We start from the raw sequence: 21,305 nt of genomic DNA on the forward strand, positions 1-21,305 counted from the left end.
GGTGACCTCCTGGTGAAGGGTTCAGAAGGTTTCACAAGAGTGGTGAGACAGCAATACTGTTGAACATGATGGAGTCCGCCACCGACCTGACGGTCGACGAACTGGCCGCCCGCGCCGGCGTCACGGTCCGCACGATCCGCTTCTACAGCACGCGCGGGCTGCTGCCGCCGCCCGAGATCGGCCCGCGCCGGGTCGGCCGCTACGGACCGGACCATCTCTCGCGGCTCGCGCTGATCGAGGAACTCCAGCATCAGGGCTTGACCTTGTCCGCGATCGAGCGCTATCTGGCCCAGCTGCCGCCCGATCTGAGCGCGCAGGATCTGGCCATCCACCGTGCGCTGGTGGCGAGTTGGGTGCCCGACAAGGCGGAGGAGGCGACCCGGGACCAGCTGGAGCGGCGGGTCGGCCGGGAGCTGACCGAGGAGGACCTGGACCGGCTGGCGGCCATGAGCGTGCTCGTACGCACCGATGACCCGGAGGTCTTCCAGGTCGATCCGGGCCTGCTGCACCTGGGCACGCGCCTGCTGGACGTACCGATCGCGCTGGAGACGATCCTGGCGGCGCGCACCGTCGTCATCGAGCACACCCGCTCGGCGGCGCGCGAGCTGAGCCGGCTCTTCAAGGACGAGGTGTGGGAGCCGTACCGGGACGGCGGGCCGGACGAGGAGGAGATGGCGCGGATGAAATCGCTCTCCGCCCATATGCAGCCGATGGTCGTGCAGGCGCTGGTCACCGCCTTCCAGCGGTCGATGAAGCAGGAACTGCGGGAGTGGTTCGGCAGGAGCGAGCGGAGCGAGGCGTGAAGGGTGAGGGGCGGGCCGTCATGGCCCGCCCCTCGTCGGTCAGTCGCTGAACTTCTCGCCCTTCTCGGCCTTCTCGACCAGCAGCGCGGACGGCGCGAACCGCTCGCCGTACGCCGCCTCCAGCTCGCGGGCGCGCGCTACGAACCCGGGCAGGCCGACGAGCTTCTCCCGCCCTGGCCCGCCCTGGTATCCGTTGATGTACTGGATCACGCCGCCGGTCCAGCCGGGGAAGCCGATGCCGAAGATGGAGCCGATGTTGGCGTCGGCGACCGAGGTCAGCACGCCTTCCTCGAAGCAGCGGACGGTGTCCAGCGCCTCGGAGAACAGCATCCGCTCCCGCATGTCCTCGAACGGGATGGCGGCGCCGGCCTGCGTGAAGTGCTCGCGCAGCCCCGGCCACAGGCCGACCCGCTTGCCGTCGTCGCCGTACGCGTAGAAGCCCGCGCCGCCGCTGCGGCCGGGCCGCCCGAACTCGTCCACCATGCGGTCGATGACGGCGTCGGCCGGGTGCGGCTGCCAGGTACCGCCGGCTTCCTCGACCGCCCGCTTGGTCTCGTTGCGGATCTTGCGCGGCAGGGTGAGGGTGAGTTCGTCCATCAGGGACAGCACCTTGGCCGGGTAGCCGGCCTGGGCGGCGGCCTGTTCGACGGAGGCCGGGTCGAGGCCCTCGCCGATCATCGCGACGCCTTCGTTGATGAAGTGGCCGATGACGCGTGAGGTGAAGAAGCCGCGCGAGTCATTGACGACGATCGGGGTCTTCTTGATCTGCCGCACCAGGTCGAAGGCGCGGGCCAGCGTCTCGTCGCCGGTCCGCTCGCCCTTGATGATCTCCACCAGCGGCATCTTGTCGACCGGCGAGAAGAAGTGCAGCCCGATGAAGTCGCGGTCGCGCTCCACGCCTTCGGCCAGCAGCGTGATCGGCAGGGTGGAGGTGTTGGAGCACAGCAGCGCGTCGGGAGCGACGATGTGCTGGATCTCCTTGAACACCTTGTGCTTGAGCGCCACGTCCTCGAAGACGGCCTCGATGACGGCGTCGCAGCCCGCGAGGTCCTGCGGGTCGGCGGTGGGCGTGATGCGCGCCAGCAGCTCGTCGCGCTGGGCCTCGGTCGTACGGCCGCGCGACAGGGCCTTGGCGAGCAGCCCGGCCGCATACTCCTTGCCCCGCTCGGCCGCGTCCGGGGTGACGTCCTTGAGGACGACCTGCATCCCGGCCCTGGCGCAGGAGTAGGCGATGCCGGCGCCCATCATGCCGGCGCCGAGAACGGCGACCTTCTCGACCTTGCGGGGCTCGATGCCCTTGGGCCGGTTGGCGCCGGAATTGACGGCCTGCAGATCGAAGAAGAAGGCCTGGATCATGTTCTTGGAGATCTGGCCGGTCACCAGCTCGACGAAGTAGCGCGCCTCGATGGTCTGGGCGGTCTCGAAGTCGACCTGGGAGCCCTCGACGGCGGCCGCGAGGATGTTGCGCGGCGCCGGGTAGGGCGCGCCGCCCACCTGCTTCTTGAGGTTGGCGGGGAACGCCGGGAGGTTGGCCGCGAACTTCGGGTGGGCCGGGGTGCCGCCGGGGATGCGGTAACCCTTGACGTCCCAGGGCTGCTGGGACTCTGGGTGCTCGTCGACGAAGGCGCGGGCCTTGGCGAGCAGTTCCTCGGGGGTGGCCGCGACGTCGTGGATCAGGCCGGCGTCCTTGGCCCGGGTGGCGTTGTACTGGGTGCCCTGGAGCAGCACCTTCAGCAGCGCGTCGGTGATGCCGAGGAGGCGGACCGTGCGGGTGACGCCGCCGCCCGCGGGCAGCAGACCGAGGGTGACCTCCGGCAGGCCGATCTTGGTGGCGGGGGTGTCAAGGGCGATGCGGTGGTGGCAGGCGAGCGCGATCTCGTAACCGCCGCCCAGCGCCGCGCCGTTGATGGCCGCCACGACGGGCTTGCCGAGGGTTTCGATACGGCGCAGGTCGCGCTTGATGCCGTTGCCCGCCTCGAAGGCCTGCTGCGCCTGGGCGGGGGTGACGGCGATCAGGTCGTGCAGGTCGCCGCCGGCGAAGAAGGTCTTCTTGGCGGAGGTGAAGATGATGCCGCGGATGCTGTCCTTCTCGGCCTCCAGGCGGTCGGCGACCGCGGTGAGGGAGGCCTTGAAGGCGTTGTTCATGGTGTTGGCGGACTGGTCGGGATCGTCCAGGACCAGGGTGACGACGCCGGTCTCGTCCTGCTCCCAGCGAATGGTCGACGCTGCGGTGGGCTCGCTCACTGTGGCTTCTCCGTAAGGGGGTGGGACGGGCGGTCAGAGGCGCTCGATGACGGTGGCGATCCCCATGCCGCCGCCGACGCAGAGGGTGGCCAGGCCGTAGCGCTTGTCCTGCCGCTCCAGCTCGTCGATGAGGGTGCCGAGGATCATCGCGCCGGTGGCGCCGAGCGGGTGGCCCATGGCGATGGCGCCGCCGTTGACGTTGACCTTGTCCAGGCTGAGGCCCATGTCCTTGACGAAGCGCAGCACGACCGCGGCGAAGGCCTCGTTGATCTCGACGAGGTCGATGTCGTCGATGGTCAGGCCGGCCTTGGCCAGCGCCTTGCGGCTGGCGGGCGCGGGGCCGGTGAGCATGATCGTCGGCTCGGAGCCGGAGACCGCGGCGGAGATGATCCGGGCCCGCGGGGTCAGGCCGTAGCGCTCGCCGACCTCCTTGGAGCCGATGGCGACGAGGGCCGCGCCGTCCACGATGCCGGAGGAGTTGCCCGCGTGGTGGACGTGGTCGATCTTCTCGACCCAGTGGTACTTCTGCAGGGCGACCGCGTCGAAGCCGCCCGCGTCGCCGATGGCGGCGAAGGAGGGCTTGAGGCCGGCCAGGGAGTCGGAGGTGGTGCCGGGACGCATGTGCTCGTCGTGGTCGAGGACGACCAGGCCGTTGCGGTCGCGTACGGGGACGACGGAGCGCTCGAAGCGGCCGTCCTTCCAGGCCGCGGCGGCCCGCTCCTGGGAGAGCGCGGCGAACTCGTCGACATCGCGGCGGGTGTAGCCCTCCACGGTGGCGATGAGGTCGGCGCCGATGCCCTGCGGGACGAAGCCGGTCTCGAAGTTGGTCATCGGGTCGGCGAACCAGGCGCCGCCGTCGGAGGCCATCGGGACCCGCGACATCGACTCGACGCCGCCCGCCAGGACCAGGTCCTCCCAGCCCGAACGGACCTTGGCGGCGGCCATGTTGACCGCCTCGAGGCCGGAGGCACAGAAGCGGTTCTCCTGGACGCCGGCGACGGTGTCCGGCAGTCCGGCGGCGATCGCCGCGATCCGGGCGATGTCCGAGCCCTGGTCGCCGACCGGGCCCACGACGCCGAGCACGATGTCGTCGATCGCCGCCGGGTCGAGGTCGGGAAAGCGCCGCCGCACCTCGCCGATGAGGCCGACGACCAGGTCGATCGGCTTGGTGCCGTGCAGTGCGCCATTGGCCTTGCCGCGGCCGCGCGGGGTGCGGATCGCGTCGTATACGTACGCTTCGGTACTCAAGTCAACAAGCCTTTCGGATGAGAGGTGGGGCGGGGGCAGCGGGCGGGGCCGGGGCCGGTCGGGTCCGCTCCGGGGGCAGCCGGGCGTCAGCCGAGCAGGGAGCGCCCGATGATCTCCTTCATGATCTCGGTGGTGCCGCCGTAGATCGTCTGGATACGGCCGTCGGTGAAGGCCTTGGCGACGCGGTATTCGGTCATATAGCCGTAGCCGCCGTGGAGTTGGAGGCAGCGGTCGGCGACCCGCTTCTGCAGCTCGGTCGCCCACCACTTGGCCATCGAGGCGTGTACCGCGTCCAGTTCGCCTGCCGAGTGGTCGGCTATGCAGCGGTCCAGGAAGGCGCGGGTGACGGCGCACTCGGTGGCCATCTCGGCTATCTCGAAGCGGATGTGCTGGAGCTTGGCCAGCGGCCGGCCGAACGCCTCGCGCTCCTTGACGTACTGGCTGGTGATCTCCAGCAGGTGTTCGGCGGCGGCGATCCCGGCGACGGCGATGCCCATCCGCTCCTGCGCGAGATGGGTCATCAGATGGATGAACGCGCCGTTCAGCTCGCCGAGCAGATTCTCCTTCGGCACCCGTACGTCGTGGAAGAACAGCTCGGCGGTGTCCTGCGCCTTCTGGCCGATCTTGTCGAGGTTGCGGCCGCGCTCGAAGCCCGCCATGCCGCGCTCGACGACCAGCAGGCTCAGACCGTGTGCCCCGCCCTCGGGGGTGGTCTTCGCGACGACGATGACGAGGTCGGCGAGGATGCCGTTGGAGATGAACGTCTTGGAGCCGTTGAGGATCCAGTGGTCGCCACGGTCCTCGGCCGAGGTGCGGATGCCCTGGAGGTCGGATCCCGCGCCCGGCTCGGTCATCGCGATGGCGGTGATGATCTCGCCGCTGCAGAAGCCGGGCAGCCAGCGGCGCTTCTGCTCCTCGGTGCCGAGCGTCGTCAGGTACGGGCCGATGATGTCGTTGTGCAGCCCGACGGCGAGCCCGGCGGCACCGGCGCGGGTGAACTCCTCGGCCAGTACGGCGCTGTAGCGGAAGTCGCTCTCCCCTCCGCCGCCGTACTCTTCGGGCACCGCCAGTCCCAGCAGACCCTGCCGGCCGGCCGCCCGCCAGGCGTCCCGGCTGACGATGCCGTCCTTCTCCCACTGCTCGTAATGCGGTGTCACCTCCTTGGCCAGGAAGGTGCGTACGGTCTCGCGGAAGGCCTCGTGGTCCTCGGTGAAGATCTGGCGCTGCATCTGCGCGGTCATCTCTGCGGGCCCTCCTCAGAGCCAGTTCTTGACGGTCTCGATCAGCTTCGCGGGCTCGGGTCCTATGGGGTGGACGTTGAGCATCGTCACGCCCGCCTCGCGGAAGGCCTCGATGCGCTCGCGGACGTACCCCTCGGGCCCGCACAGGGACATCAGCTCGCAGAATTCGTCCGGTACGGCCGCCTCCGCCTCCCGCTTCTTCCCGGCGAGGTACAGCTCCTGGATGGTGTGCGCGGCCTCTTCGTAGCCATAGGCGACGGCGAGGTCGTGGTAGAAGTTCTTGCCCTTGGCGCCCATTCCGCCGATGTACAGCGCGATCGTCGGGCGGGCCAACTCCCTTACGGCGGCGGCCTCTTCGCCGATGGCCAGCAGGCCCCCGGCGACCGTTTGCAGCGGCCCCAGCGCCGGGTCTCGACGGGCGGCGCCCTCGGCCAGCGGGGTGCCCCACACCGCACCGGCCTTCTCCGGGATGAAGAGGGTGGGCAGCCAGCCGTCGGCGACCTCGGCGGTCATCCGGACGTTGGCCGGGCCGAGCGCGGCGACGTAGACGGGGATGTCGGGGCGCACCGGCCGGGTGAGGATCTTCAGCGGTTTGCCGAGCCGGCCGCCCTTCTCCGGGGGCAGCGGCATATCGGTGATGCCGTGGTGGTCGATGGTCTCGCGGCGCCAGATACGGCGGCACAGCTCGATGGTCTCGCGGGTGCGGCCCAGCGGTCTGTCGTACGGCTTGCCGTGCCAGCCCTCGACGACCTGCGGTCCGGATGCACCCAGGCCCAGCAGCGCCCGGCCGCCGGAGACGGCGTCCAGCCCGGCGGCGGTCTGGGCGATCAGGGCGGGGGTGCGGGAGTAGACGTTCAGGATCGCCGAGCCGATCTTGGCGCGCTCGGTGCGGGCGGCGAGGAAGCCCATGATCGTCGGCGAGTCGAAGCCATAGGCCTCGGCGACCCAGATGGCGTCCAGACCGGCCCCTTCCAGGGCGGCGACCTCCTCGGCGGCCTGGCGCGGGTCGCCCGCGTACTGGAGCGTGGTGGCGAGTTCCATCAGCTGTCCGCCTCCTGCGGCTCGGTGCGGGCCGGACCGGCGGTGAGGCTGGGGATCTGCCAGTCGCGGGCGATCTCTTCGGTGTCCGCGCCGGGCTGCGCGGGCGGTCTGCGCACCGCACCCGGGGTGTGGGAGAAGCGCGGCGCGGGCGCGGGCTGGGTGATCCCGCCGTGGTCGACGAAGGTGCCGCGGGCGGCGAGATGCGGATGCGCCGGGGCCTCGCGCAGGGACAGTACGGGCGCCACGCAGGCGTCGGACTCCTGGAATACGGCGGTCCATTCCGCGCGTGTACGGGTCTTGAACCGGATGGCGATGGCGGTGCGCAGCTCGCTCCATCCGGCCAGGTCGTCGCGGCTGGGCGCGGTCTCCTCGATGCCCAGGAGGCGGATGAACTCGCCGTAGAACCGCTTCTCCAGCGCACCGACGGCCATATAGCCGCCGTCCGCGGTTTCGTAGGCCCCGTAGAACGGCGTCCCGCCGTCGAGCAGATTCGCGCCGCGCCGGTCCTGCCAGCCGCCGGCCGCCAGCATGCCGTGGATCATCGCCGTCAGATGAGCCGTGCCGTCGACGATCGCGGCATCCACGACCTGGCCCTGGCCGCCCTCGGTGCGGGCGTGCTGGAGGGCCGCGAGCACACCGATGACCAGGTAGAGGGAGCCGCCGGCGTAATCACCCACCAGGTTGGCGGGGATGGCGGGCGGTCCGTCGGGCGGTCCGATCATGCCGAGGGCGCCGGTGATGGCGATATAGCCGATGTCGTGCCCCGCGGTGTCGGCGAGCGGCCCCTGCTGTCCCCAGCCGGTCATCCGCCCGTACACCAGCCGGGAATTGCGGGCCAGGCACTGCTCGGGGCCGACGCCGAGCCGCTCGGCCACACCGGGCCGGTACCCCTCGATCAGCACATCCGCGCGCTCGACCAGGTCGAGAACCTGCGCCGCGCCCTCGGGGTCCTTCAGGTCCACCAGCACCGAGCGTTTGTTGCGGTTGGTGATGTCATACGCCGGGTCGATGCGCAGTCCGGAGCCTCCGGGCCGGTCCACTCGCACCACATCGGCACCGAGGTCGGCCAGCAGCATGGCTGCGAACGGCCCGGGGCCGATGCCCGCGAGCTCGACGACCCGCACCCCGCTCAGCGGGCCGTTACCTGACTCAGCCATCGCGCCCCCTGTCCCTCCGCCGCACGTCGCACGCCACTGTGACACTTCTGATGTAACACTCGTGATGTTAAGAACGTGTTCCACTTTCCACAAGCCCCCCGAGCCAAGTGCCGGCCACCGGAAAAGGCCCGCGCCGACGATGCTCAATTGCCATCGCCGTCACGGGCCTTTGCGCGTCCGCTGCCGCTGGGCGCTATCCCCCGTCGAGCTCGGCGATGAGCTTCTTCGGGGCTATGACGCGGTAGGACTCCTCGGTCCAGTCACAGAGCAGCTCGGCGGCCGGAGCGGCCTTCTCCGCCAGCGGGAGCTGCACCCAGCCGGCCTTGCCCAGGCCATAGCCCGCGGGCCTGGCGCCGGGCGAGGTGAGCGCATGGGCATGTGCTTCCGGGTCCGTGAGCTTGACCGTGATCCCCGGCGGGCGGCCGTCGTCATCGGCGCCGAGGAAGACAAAAACCTTCTTGTTGACCTTGATGACGCTCTCGCCCCACGGAAACTCCTCCACCGCCCCGGGCAGCTCCAGCGCGAACCTGCGCACCCGCTCCCGCACCGCCGCCGGACCCGCCGCCTTCGCCATGAGCTCCTCCACGTCCGTTCCCCCTCCGCACCGCCCGCGATGCCGTCCGCCGGGCCACGCGTCCCGCGCACGCCGGCCCATCGCATTCCACGCTAACCGCGACCACTGACAACGGCCCGCGGAGCGCCGGACGCAGGGCCGACGGAGGGACAATGCACTCATGTCTCCTCCGCAACTCGCCGCCGGGCTGTTCGACTTCCACAACGGCCAGGGCCTGCGTCAGTTCACCGAGCTGGCACTGGCCCTGCTGCTGTCCTCACTCATCGGCCTGGAACGCCAAGCCCGGCAGAAGAGCGCCGGACTGCGGACCCACACGCTGGTCGGCGTGGGCAGCGCGCTGTTCATGGAGGTGTCGATCCACGGCTTCGGCGCGCTGCTCGGCATGAACGGCGTGGCACTCGACCCGTCCCGCGTCGCCGCGCAGGTCGTCTCGGGTATCGGCTTCATCGGCGGCGGCCTGATTTTCGTCAAGAAGGACGCGGTGCGCGGGCTGACGACGGCCGCCACCATCTGGCTGACCTGCGCCATCGGCATGGCGTGCGGCGGCGGCCTGCCCTTGCTGGCGATCGGCGCGACGGCGGTGCACTTCCTCATCGTCCGCGGCTTCACCTTCGTCTCGGACCGCATGAGCACGGCGCCCTCCTTCGCGCAAGTGGAACTGCGCCTGACCTACCGCGCCCAACACGGACTGCTGGGCAGGATGTTGGAGATGTGCACCAGCAGCGGTTTCCGGGTGACCGATGTCCAGGTGGAGACCGGCGCGGAGGAAGGCCGTGCCCCGGCCGAGGTGCTGCTCCGTTTGGAGGGGAGCGGTACGGCATACCCTCTGGTCGAGGCCCTGACGGAGCTGGAAGGGGTACGCGGGGTGGCGCTGGGACGGCAGGACGACAGTACGGAGTGAGCCGACTCCTACGGGGAAACCGTGGGCGCCGCCTCGGGCCGGGGCGCTGATCCCCCGCCCGCCGCCACGAGATGGTCATGGGTGGCCGTGCTGTCCAGGAGGCGGGCCAGCCGCCGGGGGACATCGCCGCCCACCAGGATGATGACGAGGAGCGTCAGCCCGAAGGTGAGGACCGCCAGCGCCCGCCCCAGAGACATCCCCTCGGCGAGACGGGCTCCCAGGACCGGCGCCACCGCCCCGCCCAGGGCCCCTACGTTGTAGACGAAGCCGAGTGAGGCGGCGCGGGTCGCGGTGGGGAAGTGGCCGGCGATGTACTTCGGCAGGATGCCGGAGATCCCCTGACTCAGTGCCAGCAGCCCGAAGAGCAGCACCCCGAGCCCCACCAGGCTGTCCTTGACCGCGAAGACCGGGAAGACGAACACGAGGGAGGCCAGGAGAGTGCATGCGTACGCCCGCCGGGTCCCCAGCCGGTCCCCCACGAACCCGGCCAGCCAGCACCCCGCCATGGTGCCGAAGCCCGCGTAGAACATCACGTCGGTGACCTGCGCGGCGGTGTACCCCAGGTCGGTCTTGAGGTAGGTGGGCAACAGGGCCTGGATGGGCCAGCTGTACAGGAACGCGCAGAACACGGTGACCATCAGCGACACATACAGCAGCCATCCCTTGCGGCCGCCGAGCTGTGCGGCGAAGGCGACCAGACAGAGCGCCGCGATGACGGACAGCCAGGGGACACGTCCGGCCCCGATGGGCGTGAAGACGCAGAACAGGGCGCCCGCGGCGGCCACTGTCAGAATGCCGTTGCACCAGGAACGCAGCCGGCCGGTGAACAGCGACCGGAACGGATTCGGCCGTTCCGGCTGCGCGCCGGCCGTGGCGGCGCCGATCTCGGCCTGCCAGTCGTCGGCCTCGGGGAGCGACCTTCGTACCCACAGGGCCACCAGGACGGGCAGTACGCCGATCCAGAACATCCAGCGCCAGCCCCAGTGCGGGACCACCCAGCCGTAGAGCTCGGCGGCGATGATGCTGCCGCCCGCGTAACCGGAGATCAGGAATCCGGAGGCACGGTTGCGCAGCCTGGTGGGCCAGCTCTCGAGCACATACGTCACGCTGGCGCTGTACTCCCCCGCCATCCCCAGGCCGATCACCAGACGGGCGACGAACAGGCTGGTGTAACCCCAGGCGAATCCGCAGGCGAAGGTGCCGAGCGAATAGAGCAGGATGCTGGTGATCATGGCGGCCTTGCGGCCGTAGCGGTCGCCCATCGCGCCGAGGACGGCGCCGCCCAGCCACCGGGTGATGAAGGCTCCGGAGATGAGCGAGGCGGCGGTGGCCGTGCTCAGGTGGAATTCATCGGCGATCTCGGTCAGGACGAGGGTGATCAGGACGAAGTCGAAACCGTCGAGGAGATACCCGATCCAGGCGGCGAACATCGCCTTCCACTGGCGCGGGGTCGCCTCCCGGTACCAGGGGGCTGTTCCGGTGGGACGGCCCTGGGAGCGTGTCGTCACAGCAGTCCTGCCTCTTCCAGCAGTCGGCGGACGGTTCGGTTGGCGGCGTCGTCCAGCGGCAGCTGCGGGGCCGCGGTGGCGGGGCTGTCGATGACGCCGAGCAGGTGCAGGGCAGCCTTGAACGCACCGAGGGCGGACGAACTCCGTCCCATGTCCGCTTCGTCCCCGACCTCGGTGAGGGAGAACAGAGCGGCCAGCCGGTCCTGTTCGGCGGCAGCCGCCCTCCACCGCCCGGCCCTGGCGTGCCTGTAGAGCCGTACATAACCCGCCGGATCGACATTCCCCAGCCCCGGTACGACACCATGAGCGCCGGCCAGCAGGGCACCGTCCACGGAGAGCTCCGACCCGGTCAGAACGGAGAAGTTCCCGTTCACGTCGCGCAGCCGAACGATCAGGCGGCGCAGTGCACCGTCGTCGCCGCTGCTGTCCTTGAGCCCGGCCAGCACCCCGTCGGCAGCGAGCGCGAGCACCGTGCCGGCGGGCAGCTTGGTGTGTACGGCCGTGGGGATGTCGTACGCGAAGAGCGGCAGATCAACGGCCTTGCGCAGCCGGGTGAAATGGTCCGCGATCTCGGCCGGATGGGTGCGCGTGTAGAAGGGCGCGGTGGCCACGATGCCGTCGGCACCCAGGGCCTGGGCCGTGCGGGCATGGTCCAGGACGCGGGCGGTGGCCATGTCGATGGCGCCGGCCAGGACGGGCAGCCGGCCTCGGGCGGCCCCGACGACCGTCTCGATGACGGTGCCTCGCTGGACGTCCGACAAGTAGGCGGCCTCTCCGGTGGAACCGAGCACGAAGAGGCCGTCCACCCCGGCGTCGACCAGGCGCTCGGTGAGCGCGACCAGCGACCGGCCGTCGACCCGGCCGGTGCCGGTGAGCGGGGTGCACAACGGTGGCACGACGCCGCTGAGCGGTGCGGGGAAGAGCGGGTCAGGGGGCATCACGTCCGGCTTCCTGCCGTACGGTCCGTTCCGGCGTGCAGGGGGCGAAGCGGCTACCCCGGCAATCCGGACGTGGGACGTCCTATGTCATCCCGAATCTGGCCCCGCTATGACGCCGTGTCAAGACTCCCCGCCACTCACGACGGTGGAGCCGGAAACCTGCGAGCCCCCGCCTTCAGCGCGGCAGCATCGCCACGCTCGCCGCGCACTGCGAATGGAGCGGCGCAGGCAGCTCGTCCGGACCGAACCACTCCAGCGCATCGAACTTGTGCGGCTCACCGATCGCCACCGCACCGGGATCCACCCGTACGGCGAACACCACCGCGACCCAGTGCGACTCCACCGGATCGCCGCGCACCACGTTGCGCACACCGAGCTGTGCAATCTCCAACGGCCGGGCCCGGTACTCCTCTTGGACCTCCCGGACCACGGCCTCCTCGAAGCTCTCCCCGAACTCGAGCGCCCCGGCACCGCAGTCCCAGGCACCCGGCTCGTCCCGCGCGCCCGCGCCCCGCCGGGCCAGCAGCACCCGGCCCGCTCCGTCGTGGCACACGAACACACACGACACCGCCACCGCGGCCATTTCCGCTCCCTCTGCTCTGCGTACGGACCCAGGAAAAAATTGCCGCGTCAGCTCACGACAAAGCCACCGGTTCCGGCCCCCGCACCCTATTGACCTCATGCAACGCCGCGCACCGCAATTACTCCCCGGCCCGCGAGGAACCCGCTTCACCGCCAACGACATGGCCGAAGACCGCCATTGACGGAGCGCCGACGACGTGCTTAGGTCCGGGCTTCAGGTCGAAAGGATGCGCGATGCGACGGCAGGACACCTCCGGACGAGCCCATGACCTCGTCCTCTACGGCGCCACCGGGTTCGCCGGGGTACTCACCGCCGAATATCTGGCCCGGCACGCCCCCAAGGACTGCCGCTGGGCACTGGCCGGCCGCAACCCCGCCAAGCTGGAGCGGCTGCGCGACCGGCTGGCGGCCATCGACCCGGCCTGCGCCGACCTCCCGCTGCTCCGCGCTGACAGCGACGACCCCGGCTCGCTGCGCGCGCTCGCTGCCGACACGCGCGTACTCGCCACGACCGTCGGCCCGTATCTGCTCCATGGCGAGCCGCTGGTCGCCGCGTGCGCCGCGGCGGGCACGGACTACGTCGATCTGACCGGCGAGCCGGAGTTCATCGACCGGATGTATCTGCGCCACCACGCGACGGCCCGCGCGTCCGGCGCCCGCCTCGTGCACTCCTGCGGCTTCGACTCCGTCCCGCACGACCTGGGGGTGCTCTACACCGTCGGGCTGCTCCCCGAGGGCGTACCGCTGCGCATCGACGGCTTCGTCCGCAGCAATGCCACCTTCTCCGGCGGCACGCTGGCCTCCGCGCTCACCGTCATCTCGCGGCCGCTGGCGGCGGCGCAGGCCGCCCGCGCGCGCCGGAAGGTGGAAGCCCGGCCGGCCGGCCGTACGATCCGGGCGCCCTTCGGCCCGCCTCTCAGGAGCGGTGCGACGCATACCTGGGGCGTGCCGTTGCCGACCCTGGACCCGCAGGTCATCGCCCGCTCGGCCGCCGCCCTCGACCGCTACGGGCCCGACTTCCGCTATCGCCACTACGCCGGGGTGCGACATCTGCCGATCGCCGTGGGCGGGGTGCTGGGGGCGGGCGCGCTGGTCACGGTCGCCCAGGTGCCGCCCGCGCGGCGTTGGTTGGCGGGGCGCCTGGCACCGGGCGAGGGGCCGAGCCCGGAGCGGCGCGCCAAGAGCTGGTTCACGGTGCGCTTCGTGGCCACCGGCGGCGGCAAGCGGCTGATGACCGAGGTCTCCGGTGGCGATCCCGGCTACGACGAGACCGCGAAGATGCTCGCGGAGTCGGCGCTCAGCCTGGCCTTCGACGACCTGCCGGAGACGTCCGGCCAGGTGACGTCGGCGGTCGCCATGGGGGACGCGCTGACGGCCCGCCTCCAGAAGGCGGGCATCACCTTCCGGGTGGTCCGGGGCTAGTCCGCCCCTATGGCCACGGGTTTCACGCGCGCGCCAACGCCCTCCGGCACAGGGAATCGGCGGCGCGGGTGGTCTCCGGCAGGCGATATTCGGCCGCCAGATGCAGCGTGTGCGCACATGCCCGGTCGAGACCGACGCGGTGCCCCACCGATACAAAGACCGGCTTGACGCCCTTTTGGGTACGCACCGCACGTCCCACCTCTTCGCCCCCTTGTGCGCCCGCGGCCGCCTCGTCCCGGTCCAGGAGCGGCGAGGTCGCGCCGCGCTCGGGGCCGGGCGGCTCGTACCGGAAGGTGAACGGATTCTTTGCGACCCCGATGGTCGGCAGCCCGGTCAGCACCCCAAGGTGGCTGGCGAGTCCAAAACGCCGCGGGTGCGCCAGCCCGTACCCGTCGCAGACCACGAGATCCGGGGTACGGGTGAGGCGGGCGAGGGCCTCGAGCACGGTGGGAATTTCCCGGAAGGCGAGCAGCCCGGGAATGTACGGGAAGGAGACCCGCCCGACGGCGGTGGCTTCGTCGACGACGGCAAGCGTTTGGGCGTCGAGGGCAACGGCCGCCGCGGCGACCACGTCCCGGTCGTCGTCGTAGGCGACATCCACCCCAACCACCGTGCCCGCGAACCCCGGTGGCGGACCGGCTTCATCGAGTCGTACACAGGGCCGCAACCGGTCCTGTACGGCACGTGCCTGGGCTTCGTCCGTCGGCCAGTGCCGCAGTTCGTCGTCGCACGAGATCGTGGGAGTGTCCATGGTGATCGCCACGCTACCGAACCCGTGATCGGTCGTCCGACCGCCGCTGATTCGCCCGCCGCTCAGCCATCGCGAGGGGCGCGTATCAGTGCAAGGACACGTATCAGTGCAAGGACGTGTGTCAGTGCAAGGTGGAACGCGCGATGCGGAACCCTACGTCGTCGATCCGGAAGGTCGGATGGCTGCGGCGCCGCACCGAGGCCCGGCAGCTCCAGGGCTCGTCGAACCACCCACCGCCGCGTAGTACCCGATAGGTGCCGTAGACCTCGGCATCGTAGATGTCCCAGCACCACTCCCAGACGTTGCCCAGCATGTCGTGCAGACCCCAGGCATTGGGCTGCCTGCCGCCCACCTCGTGAATCCGCTCGTGCGAGTTGCCGCGGTGCCAAGCGATCTCGTCGAGCCGCCCGTACCGCGCGCCGGCCGTACCGGCACGACATGCGTGCTCCCACTCGGCCTCGGTCGGTAGCCGGTACCCGTCAGCGGATGCGTCCCACTCGATACCCTCGGCGTCGGAACGGAGGCGATACGCGGGCGCCAACCCCTCTTGTCGGGAAAGGGCGTTGCAGAACTGGACAGCGTCCCACCACGAAACACCCTCGACGGGCAAGTGGTCGCCTTGCGCGGTGCTCGGTCGCCGGCCGGTGACCTGTGCGTACCGCGCCTGGGTGATCGGGACCGCCGTGAGCCGATAGGGCGCAAGCTCGACCGGCCAGCTGCGCTGCGTCCGCCGGTCCGAGAGCGTCACCTGTCCCGGAGGGATGGCGATCATCTCGTTCGTCTCGTTTTCCACGCCCGCGTCCATGGACAGATGATCTCACCGGCCGCCCGACCGCCCGACCTCACGGAGCGATCGGCTCCAGCAGCGCCCGCCCACGAGAATCTGGGCCGAATGCGGTCCGCGGATGGCTCCGCCCGGTACTGCCGACGGGGTGACGCAACGGCGCTGTCCATGGCGTTGTCTATATTGCATCCATGTTCGTACTGGAACTGACCTACACCGCACCCATCGAGCGCGTCGACGCCGCCCTGCAGGACCACGTGGCCTGGCTGAACAAGCAATACGCCGCCGGGCATTTCATCGCCGCCGGCCGCAAGGTCCCGCGCGACGGAGGCGTGATCATCGCCACTGGCCTGGACCGCGCGGCCGTCGAGCAGCTGGTGGCCGAGGACCCGTTCTCCGTGGCCGGGGTGTGCACATACCGGATCACCGAATTCGTGGCGACCACGACCGCCCCCGCTCTGGAGGAGTACCGGGAACAGCTGCCGTCCTGAGGCGTCGCCCCGGCCCCCCTCGGTGTCTGGGTGCTCAATTTCCGGCAAGGGGCCTTGCGTACGGGGCCGTGACCACCGGTGCGCCCTTCAGGTGAAGGGCGCAGCCGCCACAGCGCTGCTAGAGCGCAGCCTCCGGAGCAGCTGGGGCCGGGGCCGGCGTGGGGGTCGGGCCCGGGGTGGGCCAGCGGCCCCCGTTCCTCCAGTAACCCTGGATTTCCTCCAGCTGGCGGCCCTTGGTCTCGGGCGCGGTGACCGAGGCGAAGACGAGGGCGCCGAGCGCGAGGAGGCCGAGGGCCGCGAACGTCCAGGCCGCCCCCGCCCAGGCCATCAGGGAGGGGAAGAACTGCGCGATCAGGAGATTCGCCACCAGGTCGGCGGTCAGCATCACCGACGCCCCCGTGGAGCGCAGCTGGGCGGGGAACGCTTCGCTCGCATAGACCCAGATCAGCGATCCGAAGCCGAAATTGAAGGCCGCGGTGAACAGCAGGATGGCGCCGAAGCCCACCCAGGTCGTGGCGCCGTGCAGGTTCCCCATGCCGAAGACGACGGTCAGTACGGCAAGCATCGTGACCATCGTGCCGATCCCGGAGAGCAGCACCACCCGGCGGCCGAGCCGGTCGATGATGAGGATGGCGAGGACGGTCGCCGCCAGTGAGGCCAGTTGCACGAAGGACGGCAGCAGGAAGTTCTGGCCGTTGCCGGTGAAGCCCATCTCTTCGAAGATCTGCGGGCTGTAGTACGTCACGGCGTTGATGCCGGTGATCTGGCAGAAGAATCCGAGGCCGACGACGAACAGCGCGGCACGGGCGTACGGCTTGCGGAGCAGCGAGCGAGCCGAGCCGCCGTTCTCCCCGGCGAGCGCGGCGCCCACGGCCGCCACCTCCGCCCGCGCATCGACATCCGGATCGGTCATCGCCATGACCTCCACGGCTCGTTCCGTACGGCCCTTGAGCACGTACCAGCGCGGTGTGTCCGGCAGCCGGAACAACGGGATCATGACGAGCGCCGCGGGGATCGCGGAGAGGCCGAGCATCCAGCGCCAGTGGCCGCCGCCGGACAGTCCCCAGTTGACGAAGTACGTGACGACGATGCCCGCGACCGTGGCGACCTGATAGGTGGCGACGGATGCGCCGCGGATGCGGGCGGGCGTCGATTCGGCGATGTAGAGCGGGGCGGCCACGATCGAGATGCCGATGGCGACGCCGAGCAGGAAGCGGACCATGTCCAGCACGACGACATTGGGCGCGATCGCGGAGAGCGCGACGAAGGCGGCGTACGAACCGGCGACGATCAGCATCGCGGCCTTGCGGCCAAGGGCATCGGCGAGCTTGCCGCCGATCAGCGCCCCGACGATGGACCCGCACACCAAAATGCTGTTGACCAGGCCCTTCTCCGCCTCGGTGAGATGGAAGTCCCTGCTCAGGAACACCAGGGCGCCGGAGATGCTGCCCGTGTCGTAGCCGTAGATGACGCCGACGACGGCGCCGGTGAGCGCGAACAGTCTGCCGGTGCGGCGCGAGGTCTTGGACGACGGCGGCTGGGGCGTCTCGGAGAGCGTGGCAATGGACATGGGGGAGTCCTTCGTCCGGCGGAGCGGCCTGCAGCATGACCGGTCAGAACCGACCATGACTGATCTTGCGAGTATTCGGCGCCTTTCACGCAGTTGTCAACAGCTGTCAGCCAGCCTCGTCTGCGCACCTTTACCCGCCCATTTACGCCACCCAAATGCCGCAATCCACACACTCGCCTTCAAATCCCGTGCCGCCCCTCTGGTGCACCCACTCCTTCGAGGGATGGATCCGTCTCGCAAAAATGCGTACAGTCGATTGCAACGAAGGCGAAACTTGCAGAATCACTCAACAAGACTTGCATGATGCGCACGACGCGCAGACAGAGCTTGCGGATCACGGGAGGGCGTCCGATGAGCGAGACCTCGTACATGGAGCAGGAGCTGAGCAGCCAGCCGGAGACCTGGCGGGAGGCGGCACGGATCGGGGCGAGTGACGGAGGGCCGCTCCCCAAGGCAGGACAGCGCGTGGCCGTCGTCGGCTGCGGCACCTCATGGTTCATGGCGCAGTCGTATGCGGCGCTGCGCGAAGGCGCGGGGCTGGGGGTGACGGACCCGTTCGCCGCATCGGAGGCGTTCCTGGGCGCCGGCCGCGGCTATGACGCGGTAGTGGCCATCACCCGCTCGGGCACCACGACGGAGGTGCTGCGTGTACTCGACGCGGTCAAGGGCCACATCCCGACGGTGACGATCATCGGCGACCCCGAGACCCCTGCGGTCGCCCTCTCCGATGAGACGGTCGCGCTGCCGTTCGCCGACGAGCGGTCGGTGGTGCAAACGCGGTTCGCGACGACGGCGCTGACGCTGCTGCGCGCACACCTGGGCGAGGACGTCTCCCGGGCAGTGGCCGACGCGCAGGAGGCGCTGGCCGCGCCGCTGGAGAAGGAGTGGGTGGACGCCGAGCAGTTCTCCTTCCTCGGTACGGGCTGGACCTTCGGGTTGGCCAACGAGGCGGCCCTCAAGATGCGGGAGGCGTCGCAGAGTTGGACGGAGTCCTATCCGGCGATGGAGTACCGCCACGGCCCGATCTCGATAGCCGCACCCGGCCGGGTGACGTGGGTGTTCGGGCGGGCCCCGGAGGGGCTGGAGGCGGATGTGGCGCGGACCGGTGCCCGGTTCGTATGCCATGCGCGCGATCCGCTGGCCGATCTGGTGCTGGTGCAGCGGGTGGCGCTGGCCCGAGCCCGTGCCCGCGGTCTGGACCCGGACAATCCGCGCAGCCTGACCCGTTCCGTGATGCTCGAGGCCCCGGCCGCGCCGTAGCCTCCTCGCCACCCTCTTGACGTCAACCTGCCCAGTCCGCAAGGGAGTCAGAATCCCATGCCCCTCGTTCCGACCTCATCCATCGTCGATGCCGCGCGTGAGGCGCGGGTCGGTGCCGCGGCCTTCAACGTCATCCATCTCGAGACCGCCGAGGCGCTCGTCACCGCCGCCGAGCGCACGGACCTCCCTCTCATCCTGCAGATCAGCGAGAACTGCATCCGCTACCACGGCAGTCTGTTGCCCATCACCCGCGCCACGCTCGCCCTGGCCGAGAGCTCCACCGCACCGATCGCGGTCCATCTCGACCACATCACCGACGCGGAACTGGTCCACCAGGGCATCGCCGCCGGCGTGGGGTCGGTCATGGTGGACGCCTCGGCCCTCCCCTACGAAGAGAACGTCACCGCCACCACCGAACTCACCAGCTGGTGCCACGACCGCAACGTCTATGTCGAGGCAGAGCTCGGCGAGGTGGGCGGCAAGGACGGCGTGCACGCACCCGGCGTCCGCACAAACCCCCACGAGGCACTGGCCTTTGTCCAGGCGACGGGCGTCGACGCACTCGCCGTCGCCGTCGGCTCCTCACACGCGATGCATGAGCGCACGGCCGTACTGGACAAGGACCTGATCGCGGAGTTGCATACGACGCTGCCCGTACCCCTGGTACTGCACGGCTCCTCCGGCGTCCCGGACGACGAGCTCCGCCGCGCCATCGCCGCCGGAATGACAAAGATCAATATCTCCACCCACCTGGTGTCCGTCTTCACCCACGCCATACGGCAGACACTCGGCGCGGCCCCGGCGCTCGTCGACTCCCGGAAGTACGTCAAGCCCGCCCGGGAAGCGGTGGCCCAGGAGGCGGCGAGGCTGCTGGATGTGCTGAGCACTCCGGCGACGGTCCCGGAGCAGTACGCCGCCCAGGAACCGGCGCGGGGGTAAACGCGGACAGCCGTCCCTGCCCCTGCCCCTGCCCCCGCGACAATGCGAGGCATGGTCATGGCACGGCATCGATATGCCTCATCGCCCGTCGTCAACGGTCTACCCCTGCTCACCGAGCCGGGCTTCTGGGCCGCGTATCTGGCAGATCTGTCCGACGGTCTGCCGGCCGAGTCCTTCGGCGTGGACGCAGCCGACGCCGGGGCTCTGTGGGACCGGCTGCAGGACGATGCGGCCTGGCCCATGTTCAGCGTCCCGCTGTCCGGCGGCCACAGCATCGTCGTGCACTACAACAACAGCGAGGAGAACAGCACCACGGACTATTTCCTCACCCACCCGAACTGGCCGCACGACGTGGTCCTGGCCAGCGACGACCAGGACCGTATCGGCCCCGGCCTGTGCTGGCCCGAACTGTCCGCACTCCTCCACTGCCCACCCGGCGCAGCCGGAGTCACCGACCCGCATGCGCGGCTGCTCCTGCTGTTGCCCGTACTGGGCGACGTGTCGATACCCGACGAGGCCATCACCGCAGTGATGACGGCGCTCAGGGCTCATGGCGGCCCCACGGCTTGTGAGCCCCTGGCCCGGCGGCTGCTGCTCGGCCATCCCCTGTGGGGCGCCGAGGGGTGGCGGTTCGATCCCGAGGAGGGCAACTGGATCTGCGACGGCCCCCATAGCCCTCGGCGGACACCTCTCGCCGAGCACCTGCCGGACGCCGAGCGCGCGGCGCTGGCGCAATGCCTCGCTCCAAGAGCCCCATGACGCAGACCCATGACGAAAACCCATACCGCAGGCCCATGCCGGCAGAGAGGGAGGACCATCACGTGCACACATCCCGGTACTGGCACCGGCACTGACGCTGGCGCTGGCGCCGACGCCCTCCCCTGCCCCACTCCTGCCTCGCCCCTCTGCTCGTGCGGTCGAGCCGCAGGCGATCACGGCGAACGCTGCCAAGGCCGCTGACCGCCCGGCCTGACCGTGGTCGATCGAAACGAAATAGGCTCACGGTATGAAGCGCCATGAACGGATGAACGCACTGCTCGAGCTGCTCGGCGACCGAGGCCGAGTGGATGTCGAGGAGGCGGCGACCGAGCTGGAGGTCTCGGCCGCCACGATGCGGCGCGACATGGACACCCTCGCCGAGCAACAGCTGCTGACCCGCACCCGGGGCGGGGCGGTGCTCAGCTCGGTGGCGTACGACCTGCCGATCCGGTACAAGCACGCGCATCGGTCCGCGGAAAAGGAGGCGGTGGCGCAGGCGGCGGCGAAGTTGGTCGAGCGCGGGGACGTGGTCGGGCTGAGCGGTGGCACCACGACCACGGCGATCGCCCGGGTGCTTGCCATCCGTCCGGATTTCGCGGAAGCGGGACCGCAGCCGCATCTGACGATCGTCACCAACTCCCTCAACATCGCCAATGAGCTGGCGGTGCGGCCGCAGATCAAGATCGTGCTCACCGGCGGGGTGGCGCACTCGCGGTCGTTCGAACTGGTCGGACCCTTCAGCGAGTTGGTACTTCAGCAGATCTCCATCGACATCGCCTTCATCGGGGCCAACGGCATGGACCCGATGATGGGGGCCACGGTGCACGACGAGGCGGAGGCCAGGGTCAACCGCCTGATGGCCGAGCGTGCGCGGCGTGCCGTCGTCGTCGCGGACTCGTCGAAGATCGGCGAGCGCTGCTTCGCCCGGGTCGGCGACGCGGACGTATTCGACACCTTCATCACGGACAACGGAGCAAAGGAGGCGACCCGCCGTGAGTTCACTGACCGGGGGCTGAGAGTGGTGACGGCGCGGCCGTCCGGCAGTGCCGAGACAGGCCCGGCCGACGCCGGCCGCTGAACGCGGGCGTCGAG

The 21,305-nt window shown here is 70.1% G+C and carries 20 protein-coding genes; 8 read left to right on the forward strand and 12 right to left on the reverse strand.

All coding sequences use genetic code 11. The annotated features are described in order from the left end of the window. Positions 1–65: 65 nt before the first annotated feature. On the forward strand, positions 66–803 hold the full coding sequence (locus tag ACZ4S3_RS02775; RefSeq protein WP_467924873.1) for a MerR family transcriptional regulator: 738 nt from the start codon (positions 66–68) through the stop codon (positions 801–803). Between the two features lie 39 nt (positions 804–842). Here the strand turns inward: ACZ4S3_RS02775 and ACZ4S3_RS02780 are convergent, their stop codons facing one another. The 6 genes from ACZ4S3_RS02780 to ACZ4S3_RS02805 form a co-directional block, all read right to left on the reverse strand. Further along, positions 843–3,047, reverse strand: coding sequence for a 3-hydroxyacyl-CoA dehydrogenase NAD-binding domain-containing protein (locus tag ACZ4S3_RS02780; RefSeq protein ID WP_467924875.1), 2,205 nt, complete (start codon positions 3,045–3,047; stop codon positions 843–845). Positions 3,048–3,080: 33 nt separating this feature from the next. After that, on the reverse strand, positions 3,081–4,295 hold the full coding sequence (locus tag ACZ4S3_RS02785) for an acetyl-CoA C-acetyltransferase (RefSeq protein WP_467924878.1): 1,215 nt from the start codon (positions 4,293–4,295) through the stop codon (positions 3,081–3,083). A gap of 86 nt (positions 4,296–4,381) precedes the next feature. Further along, entirely contained in the window at positions 4,382–5,524 is a 1,143-nt protein-coding gene (locus tag ACZ4S3_RS02790) for an acyl-CoA dehydrogenase family protein (RefSeq protein WP_467925229.1), read from the reverse strand. Between the two features lie 27 nt (positions 5,525–5,551). After that, positions 5,552–6,577 carry an LLM class F420-dependent oxidoreductase gene (locus ACZ4S3_RS02795; RefSeq protein ID WP_467924881.1) on the reverse strand — a complete coding sequence of 342 codons (1,026 nt, stop codon included), beginning with the start codon at positions 6,575–6,577 and terminating at the stop codon, positions 5,552–5,554. Continuing rightward, the gene (locus tag ACZ4S3_RS02800; protein ID WP_467924883.1) at positions 6,577–7,734 is read right to left on the reverse strand and encodes a CaiB/BaiF CoA transferase family protein; all 1,158 of its coding nucleotides are present in this window, start codon (positions 7,732–7,734) and stop codon (positions 6,577–6,579) included. Before ACZ4S3_RS02800 ends, ACZ4S3_RS02795 begins: the two co-directional genes overlap by 1 nt. Positions 7,735–7,927: 193 nt before the next feature. Next, positions 7,928–8,308, reverse strand: a complete 381-nt coding sequence (locus ACZ4S3_RS02805) for an MmcQ/YjbR family DNA-binding protein (RefSeq protein ID WP_467925231.1) — start codon at positions 8,306–8,308, stop codon at positions 7,928–7,930. Between the two features lie 160 nt (positions 8,309–8,468). Between ACZ4S3_RS02805 and ACZ4S3_RS02810 the strand changes: the two genes are divergently transcribed. Beyond that, on the forward strand, positions 8,469–9,209 hold the full coding sequence (locus ACZ4S3_RS02810) for an MgtC/SapB family protein (protein WP_467924885.1): 741 nt from the start codon (positions 8,469–8,471) through the stop codon (positions 9,207–9,209). Between the two features lie 8 nt (positions 9,210–9,217). Here the strand turns inward: ACZ4S3_RS02810 and ACZ4S3_RS02815 are convergent, their stop codons facing one another. From ACZ4S3_RS02815 to ACZ4S3_RS02825, 3 genes are all read right to left on the reverse strand, one after another. Further along, positions 9,218–10,717, reverse strand: a complete 1,500-nt coding sequence (locus ACZ4S3_RS02815) for a sialate:H+ symport family MFS transporter (protein WP_467924887.1) — start codon at positions 10,715–10,717, stop codon at positions 9,218–9,220. Further along, positions 10,714–11,655, reverse strand: coding sequence for a dihydrodipicolinate synthase family protein (locus tag ACZ4S3_RS02820; RefSeq protein ID WP_467924889.1), 942 nt, complete (start codon positions 11,653–11,655; stop codon positions 10,714–10,716). The genes ACZ4S3_RS02815 and ACZ4S3_RS02820 overlap by 4 nt, the downstream gene beginning before the upstream one ends. Positions 11,656–11,830: 175 nt before the next feature. Continuing rightward, positions 11,831–12,238 carry an NUDIX hydrolase gene (locus ACZ4S3_RS02825; RefSeq protein ID WP_467924892.1) on the reverse strand — a complete coding sequence of 136 codons (408 nt, stop codon included), beginning with the start codon at positions 12,236–12,238 and terminating at the stop codon, positions 11,831–11,833. A gap of 233 nt (positions 12,239–12,471) precedes the next feature. On the opposite strand from ACZ4S3_RS02825, the gene ACZ4S3_RS02830 reads away from it, so the two are divergent. Then, positions 12,472–13,659 (forward strand): saccharopine dehydrogenase family protein, encoded by a 1,188-nt coding sequence (locus ACZ4S3_RS02830; protein WP_467924895.1) that lies wholly within the window; start codon positions 12,472–12,474, stop codon positions 13,657–13,659. A gap of 22 nt (positions 13,660–13,681) precedes the next feature. On the opposite strand, the gene ACZ4S3_RS02835 is transcribed toward ACZ4S3_RS02830, so the two are convergent. Beyond that, positions 13,682–14,410 (reverse strand): endonuclease V, encoded by a 729-nt coding sequence (locus tag ACZ4S3_RS02835; protein WP_467924897.1) that lies wholly within the window; start codon positions 14,408–14,410, stop codon positions 13,682–13,684. Positions 14,411–14,531: 121 nt separating this feature from the next. Further along, complete coding sequence (locus ACZ4S3_RS02840; protein ID WP_467924899.1) at positions 14,532–15,215, reverse strand: formylglycine-generating enzyme family protein; 684 nt, start codon at positions 15,213–15,215, stop codon at positions 14,532–14,534. A gap of 170 nt (positions 15,216–15,385) precedes the next feature. Between ACZ4S3_RS02840 and ACZ4S3_RS02845 the strand changes: the two genes are divergently transcribed. Further along, positions 15,386–15,685: a YciI family protein gene (locus ACZ4S3_RS02845; protein ID WP_467924901.1), complete on the forward strand. Its 300-nt coding sequence runs from the start codon at positions 15,386–15,388 to the stop codon at positions 15,683–15,685. 118 nt (positions 15,686–15,803) lie between these two features. Here ACZ4S3_RS02845 and ACZ4S3_RS02850 read toward each other — a convergent pair whose 3' ends face one another. Beyond that, a complete protein-coding gene (locus tag ACZ4S3_RS02850) occupies positions 15,804–17,255 on the reverse strand; it encodes a sugar porter family MFS transporter (protein ID WP_467924903.1) in 1,452 nt (483 codons plus the stop codon). 351 nt (positions 17,256–17,606) lie between these two features. On the opposite strand from ACZ4S3_RS02850, the gene ACZ4S3_RS02855 reads away from it, so the two are divergent. The 4 genes from ACZ4S3_RS02855 to ACZ4S3_RS02870 all read left to right on the forward strand — a co-directional run bounded on the left by ACZ4S3_RS02855 (position 17,607) and on the right by ACZ4S3_RS02870 (position 21,291). Next, positions 17,607–18,515 (forward strand): SIS domain-containing protein, encoded by a 909-nt coding sequence (locus ACZ4S3_RS02855; RefSeq protein ID WP_467924906.1) that lies wholly within the window; start codon positions 17,607–17,609, stop codon positions 18,513–18,515. Between the two features lie 57 nt (positions 18,516–18,572). Then, positions 18,573–19,454 carry a class II fructose-bisphosphate aldolase gene (locus tag ACZ4S3_RS02860; RefSeq protein WP_467924909.1) on the forward strand — a complete coding sequence of 294 codons (882 nt, stop codon included), beginning with the start codon at positions 18,573–18,575 and terminating at the stop codon, positions 19,452–19,454. A 57-nt stretch (positions 19,455–19,511) separates the two neighbouring features. Beyond that, a complete protein-coding gene (locus ACZ4S3_RS02865; protein ID WP_467924911.1) occupies positions 19,512–20,213 on the forward strand; it encodes a hypothetical protein in 702 nt (233 codons plus the stop codon). A 247-nt stretch (positions 20,214–20,460) separates the two neighbouring features. Beyond that, positions 20,461–21,291 carry a DeoR/GlpR family DNA-binding transcription regulator gene (locus ACZ4S3_RS02870; protein WP_467924913.1) on the forward strand — a complete coding sequence of 277 codons (831 nt, stop codon included), beginning with the start codon at positions 20,461–20,463 and terminating at the stop codon, positions 21,289–21,291. Positions 21,292–21,305: the final 14 nt, after the last annotated feature.

Source organism: Streptomyces sp. NPDC028368, assembly GCF_055565615.1.